The following is a 6,056-nucleotide window of genomic DNA, read 5'->3' on the forward strand; positions in this document are numbered from 1 at the left end:
GCCGGTATTCTAACCAACTGAACTACCGCTCCAACCGTAAAACGGTGGTGGGCGTTGACGGAGTCGAACCGCCGACATTCTGCTTGTAAGGCAGACGCTCTACCAACTGAGCTAAACGCCCTGAAATCTGGCTCTGCTGAAGCGCTGTTTTTGCTGCGTCGTTCAGCGAGGAGGCGAATTAAAACACAGGCTGGGCGGGGCTGCAAGGGGTTATTGCAAGAAAAATGCAGGTTTTCTACAAGCGTCTGTTTTTGTTGCGGGTGATGCTGGCCGCATTTTGTCGGACAGGGTGGTGCGTGATGTAAACCGCTCATGTATCATTGCCCGATTGTCCCTAATCGGAACCTAAGCATGAAGCCGACCTTTCTTGATTTTGAGCAGCCCATTGCCGAGCTCGAGAACAAGATAGAGGAATTGCGTTTCGTCCAAGACGATTCCGTCCTCGATATCTCGGAAGAGATTTCGCGCTTGCAGAAGAAGAGCCAAGAGCTGACAAAAACCTTGTACAGCAAATTGTCCCCTTCCCAAATTGCAATTGTGGCGCGTCATCCGCAGCGTCCTTATACGCTGGATTACATTAACAGCCTGTTTACAGACTTTCAGGAGCTGCACGGTGATCGTTCCTATGCCGATGACCCGGCAATAGTAGGTGGCCTGGCACGCTTCAATGATCAGCCTGTGATGGTGATTGGCCACCAGAAAGGCCGCGATACCAAGGACAAGATCTATCGCAATTTTGGCATGCCGCGGCCGGAAGGCTATCGCAAGGCACTGCGCCTGATGCGCACCGCCGAGAAGTTTGGCCTGCCGGTGATTACTTTTGTCGATACGCCAGGTGCGTACCCCGGCATTGGTGCAGAAGAGCGCGGCCAGTCTGAAGCCATTGGCCGCAACCTGTACGAAATGGCCCGCCTGAAAGTACCGGTTATCGTGACTGTGATCGGTGAGGGTGGTTCGGGTGGTGCACTGGCGATTGCCGTAGGCGACTACGTCAACATGCTGCAGTACTCCACATACTCGGTTATTTCGCCGGAAGGTTGTGCTTCCATCCTGTGGAAGACGGCGGAGCGCGCTGCCGATGCGGCCGAAGCGCTGGGTATTACGGCACCGCGCCTGAAAACCCTGGGCCTGATCGACCGTGTAGTCAACGAACCGCTAGGTGGTGCCCACCGCGACCACGCTGCCATGATGACTTCGCTTAAGCGCGTGCTGCAAGATCAGCTGAAAGAAGCAAACGGCCGCGGTGTGGATGAGCTGCTGAAAACCCGCTTTGATCGCCTGATGAGTTACGGGCGCTTCAAGGAAAATGCAGCCTGACCTGTTGCATGCCTTGATCCAGACCTGGCCGGACACCTTGTCCGGCCATTGTCATTTGGAAGTGGCATTGTCCGGCGGTCTGGATTCCATGGTGCTGCTGGATTTGCTCTGCCGCTGGCGTGATGAGCACGGCGGGCCGCAGGTGTCGGCCATTCACGTGCACCATGGCATCAGCCAGCAAGCCGATGCATGGTTGGTGCATTGCGAACAACAGTGCGCGCAGCGGGGTGTGGTGCTGCGTGCCGAGCGAGTGCAATTGCACCGGCAGGGGGGGGAGAGCCTGGAGGCCGTAGCGCGTCATGCGCGCTACTCGGCTTTTGCGCGCTCGCCGCAGCAGCTTGTTGTGTTAGCGCACCATGCTGACGATCAAAGCGAAACCGCGCTGTTGCAGCTACTGCGCGGCGGCGGGGCAAAGGCCCTGGCGGCCATGCCGGCGCTGCGCCAGTGGCAGGGCAAGTGGCTGTGGCGCCCTTTGTTGTCGTTTGGTCGTGCTCAACTGGCCCAATATGCCCGGCAGCGGGCGCTAGCGTGGGTGGAAGACGATAGCAACAGCGATGCGGCCAACTATCTGCGCAACTATCTGCGCCTGACCACCTTGCCGGCATTACGCCAGCGCATCAGCGGGCTGGATGCCCGGCTGGCACGCAGCGCGGCGCAGATGGCCGATGCCGCCAGCGTGCTGGACGAAATGGCCGCGCTCGATGCCGGGCATTGCCTGTCTGATAACCGGCTGCAGCTACCCGCCTGGCAGGCGTTGTCTGCAGCCAGGCAGCGGCTATTGTTATTGCATTGGTTAGGTTTGCTGGGCTGGGCTGCGCCCGCGCCTGCTGCCTTGCTTGATTTCCAGCGTGCGGTGCTGGGCGGCGAGGCGGCCAGGCTGCAAATACCACAGGGGCAAATACTGCGCTATCGGCAGCAGCTTATCCCCGTTGCCTGGTGTGATGGCCCATTGCCTTGGCCTTTGGCCTGCCAGCCGGGCGTCAGGGTCGTAACGCCATTTGGTACGCTGGAGTGGGTGTGGCAACGGGGTGGTTTACCAGCCGCGTGTACACAAGAAACCATGTGGTTACGCACGCGGGAGGGAGGGGAGAGTCTGCTGCAGAAGGTTGGCCGCGTGGCGCCGAAGAAACTGTTCCAGGCGCATGCCGTACCTGCTGCACTGCGCGAGGCTTGGCCATTGCTGCACAATGCGGCGGGAGAACTCGTGGCCATTCCAGGCTTGGGGGTGAGTAGCACTTGCGAGGCTGATGGCGATGGCTGGTGGCCACTGTGGCTACCCGCAGCGCTGCCCAGGCAGGGTATTTTTTAAGTTAAAGGGGCTGGCGATATGCCAGCCCCTTTGCTTTGTATGGTGGGGTATTAGTCCAGGTTTTTCGGGCCAAAAGCCCCTGGCAGCAGCGTATCCAGTGTGGTGTCGATGATGCCCTCTCCGTCGCAAATGGCGCGCACTTGCATGTTAGGGCCAAACTCGTTTAGCACCTGGCGGCAGCCGCCGCAGGGCGGGGTGGGGGTGGCAGTAGGTGTGTAGATGCAGACCGCCAGTACAGACTGCATGCCTTCTGCTCGCGCAGTAAAGATGGCGGTGCGTTCTGCGCAATTGGTCAGGCCGTACGAGGCATTCTCTACATTGCAGCCGCGTACGATCTTGCCATCAGAGGTCAGGATGGCCGCGCCCACAGTAAAACGGCTATATGGCACGTAAGCGTGACGTGCAGCGGCACGCGCTTCCTTGGCCAGAATATCCCACGGGATGGTGTGTTCCATCGATGCTCTCCACGCAAAAGGGCGTGGGATATTCCTGCGCTAGCGCAGCCTTGTCAATCACTTCTTGCTGTGATGGCCGCCAGCGTGTGGTGCTGTACCTTGCCGCGTGCTTGGCGTGCTGCCAGCAATGCCTCGCCTAACGCTCTGGCAATCGCAGGCTCGGCGCGCCAGTGGTGCCAGTATAGTGGCAGCTGCAAGGGCGTACCCAGCGTGACCAGCCCAGCATCATCGGCTATATGGTCGAGGTATTCCTGTGGTATCAGGCCATATGCCAGCCCGGCGCGAATAAGGGTCAGCATGGCTTCGGGTGTGGGCAGGCTGGAGTAGGGGAAGTCACCCATGTATGCCAATGCTTGTTGCAGATAGAACGCGTGTCGCGCGTGCTGTCCATGCAGTATTGCAGCGTGGGCATTGGCCAGCGTAGTGGTATTTAGCCCTTGGGCAAAGCGGTGTTGCAGGTATGCGGGCGTGCAAACACATTGATAATGCATATCACCCAAATAAAGGCACTGGCTGCTGTATATGGTACTGCTGCTATGAGTGAGCCAGCCACTCAAATGGGTTGTACTTTGGGCAGCGGTCGGGTCTGGCACCTGCTCCCCGAGCAGGATGCGCAGCTGCAGGCCATGCTGATGCATGAGTGGCAGCAGTGCAGGCATCAGCCAGCTTGACAGGCTGTCTGCATCAGCGCCGATGCTGAGTATATGCAGTGGGCCGTCGCTGCTCTCTGGCTTGATGTGTTGCATCAAGTCCAGTTCCAGCATTTTAATCTGCTTGTAGTGCTGCAGCAGGGTTTTCCCGGTGCTGGTAGCTTCAATCGGTTGGCTGCGAATCAGTAACGGCTGCCCTAGTAGCGACTCGAGTTGCTTGATGCGTTGCGAAACGGCGGACTGGGTAATGCCCAGCTGAACGGCGGCGCGCTCAAAGCCGTTTGTTTCAATGACGGAGGCGAGTGTCAGCAGAAGTTTGCTATCAAGCATGGTGATATCGAGCTGTGGTTTTCATGCGTGAGAGAGTATTTACATGGCAATATTTAATTGTTTGTCATTGCTTGTGTAGAGTCAATCAATTCAATGCAGTCTGCTTGCCGCGCTACCACTTATTGTTGCAGCTGTTTGCTCCTGTTATCACAGACTGCTTGCAGTTGTTTGTTTTGATTTAAAGCGATGCGTAGTGTCGTAATGTAGAAATTGCGCCGGTGGCCCTAGGCAAGCAGGGGAAATTTGCGTAATATGCGCATCTCTTGAAGGCGCAAAGCCTGAAAGGAAGCGTGGCCGAGTGGTTTAAGGCAGCGGTCTTGAAAACCGCCGAAGGTGTGAGCCTTCCGTGAGTTCGAATCTCACCGCTTCCGCCAAATATTTTTGGTATGTGTTTGATTTTTAAGGCTGTTTTTCATTTTATCAGCCAGCAAAAAACAACGCAAATATCAAAGCTACCATCAAAAAAGCGATGCTACCGTGCATCGTTTTTTTGCTTTTCAGCCAGCCACACGGATTGCGCACCGTCCGGTACTGCAGGCTGCCAAAGTTTTACGCTCCTCGATCCTGGCTGTTTGCCGGTGATAACGTAAAAACGCCACCGTACCTACACCCGGCCTCGGCCTGGCGCCACGCGCAGCTATCCTCCTCGCCCGTATTGGGTACTCCCTGTTGATTCCGCCTTACTTGCCATCTTGCGGGCAGGTGCTGCTGCGCCTTTTCCATCCGGATCAGGAGCTTCACCATGACGACCTCAACTTCTCTGCAGCCTTTGTTCAAACGCGTCGCCCAGCAAGACCGCCACGACGATCTGCTGGCCGTGATCGCCACCCTCAGCAGCAAAACCTTTAGACACCGTGTACCAGCAGGCCGAGACGCTGGGCATGCCCAAGGTGGGCCCGTTTTACCCGTGGCTGGACGAAACCTTGCTCGGCAAGCTGTTGGCGGCCAATAACCTGAAAGGCGCTGGCGTGCTGGTTGCCGTTACGCTTCGGTCTGTGGCCAACCGGGATAGTCCACACCGCTCAAATGCATCAACACCAGCAACAGGGAATCTTGCAGGTCTTGGCGCATTTTTCCCCCGTCTACGGTGGCCCATGTCCAGCAAAATGTTTGGTCGCCACTCGGTGGCAGGCATGCGTTTCGCCGATGCTGGCGTGCCCCCAATGCTGCATCGTCCGTAGAGCGCTACCGCTTGATAAGCTATTCACTTTTGCTTGTTTCACAGCGGCTCCGGGCCGCTTTAGAGTGTTCCCATCGCATCACGATACGACGAAGGAAACCCACATGAGCCTGCGACTTGGTGATATTGCCCCAGACTTTGAACAAGCTTCCAGCGAAGGCGACATTCGCTTTCACGCGTGGCTTGGGGATGGCTGGGGCGTGCTGTTCTCGCACCCTGCCGACTTTACCCCGGTGTGCACCACGGAGCTGGGCCAGACCGCCAAGCTGAAGGATGAGTTTGCACGCCGTAACGTGAAGGTGATTGCGCTGTCGGTCGACCCGGTGGCGTCGCACCTGGCCTGGATCGAAGACATCAACGACACCCAGCAAACGGTGGTGAATTTCCCGATCATTGCCGACGCAGACCGCAAGGTATCCGAGCTGTATGACCTGATTCACCCTAATGCCAGCAGCACGCATACCGTGCGTTCGGTGTTCGTGATCGATCCGGCCAAGAAAATTCGCCTGACGCTGACTTATCCGGCCAGCACCGGTCGCAATTTTAACGAGTTGCTGCGCGTGATCGACTCGCTGCAGCTTACCGAGTACCACAGTGTGGCCACGCCGGCCAACTGGCAGCAGGGTGACGAAGTCGTCATCGTGCCATCGCTGCAGGATGAAACAGTGATCAAACAGAAGTTTCCGCAAGGCTACCTGTCGCATCCCTGACGATCATATAAGCAATCGGCTACTCAAACTGAACACAGCACGAGAAGTCATGGGTATCCTGCTACAACTCTCTCGAGCGCCCAACCCATGATCGTCAAACTGCAC

The 6,056-nt window shown here is 57.3% G+C and carries 5 protein-coding genes and 2 tRNA genes; 4 read left to right on the forward strand and 3 right to left on the reverse strand.

The annotated features are described in order from the left end of the window. Positions 1 to 45: 45 nt before the first annotated feature. Positions 46 to 121, reverse strand: a tRNA-Val gene (locus PQU95_RS13990). A 230-nt stretch (positions 122 to 351) separates the two neighbouring features. Here PQU95_RS13990 and PQU95_RS13995 point away from each other — a divergent pair. Together PQU95_RS13995 and tilS are read left to right on the forward strand one after the other, a co-directional pair. Beyond that, positions 352 to 1,317 (forward strand): acetyl-CoA carboxylase carboxyltransferase subunit alpha, encoded by a 966-nt coding sequence (locus tag PQU95_RS13995; RefSeq protein WP_272752582.1) that lies wholly within the window; start codon positions 352 to 354, stop codon positions 1,315 to 1,317. Further along, a complete protein-coding gene (gene tilS / locus PQU95_RS14000; protein WP_272752578.1) occupies positions 1,307 to 2,626 on the forward strand; it encodes a tRNA lysidine(34) synthetase TilS in 1,320 nt (439 codons plus the stop codon). The genes PQU95_RS13995 and tilS overlap by 11 nt, the downstream gene beginning before the upstream one ends. A gap of 50 nt (positions 2,627 to 2,676) precedes the next feature. Here the strand turns inward: tilS and PQU95_RS14005 are convergent, their stop codons facing one another. Together PQU95_RS14005 and PQU95_RS14010 are read right to left on the reverse strand one after the other, a co-directional pair. Further along, a complete protein-coding gene (locus PQU95_RS14005) occupies positions 2,677 to 3,081 on the reverse strand; it encodes a cytidine deaminase (protein WP_272752579.1) in 405 nt (134 codons plus the stop codon). Between the two features lie 53 nt (positions 3,082 to 3,134). Continuing rightward, on the reverse strand, positions 3,135 to 4,061 hold the full coding sequence (locus tag PQU95_RS14010; RefSeq protein WP_272752580.1) for an ArgP/LysG family DNA-binding transcriptional regulator: 927 nt from the start codon (positions 4,059 to 4,061) through the stop codon (positions 3,135 to 3,137). 284 nt (positions 4,062 to 4,345) lie between these two features. Between PQU95_RS14010 and PQU95_RS14015 the strand changes: the two genes are divergently transcribed. Together PQU95_RS14015 and PQU95_RS14020 are read left to right on the forward strand one after the other, a co-directional pair. Continuing rightward, positions 4,346 to 4,435: transfer RNA gene (locus tag PQU95_RS14015), tRNA-Ser, on the forward strand. Positions 4,436 to 5,345: 910 nt separating this feature from the next. After that, positions 5,346 to 5,951 (forward strand): peroxiredoxin, encoded by a 606-nt coding sequence (locus PQU95_RS14020; protein WP_272752581.1) that lies wholly within the window; start codon positions 5,346 to 5,348, stop codon positions 5,949 to 5,951. The last annotated feature ends 105 nt before the right edge of the window (positions 5,952 to 6,056 follow it).

This window comes from Vogesella aquatica (genome assembly GCF_028548455.1).
Taxonomy (GTDB): Bacteria; Pseudomonadota; Gammaproteobacteria; order Burkholderiales; family Chromobacteriaceae; genus Vogesella; species Vogesella aquatica.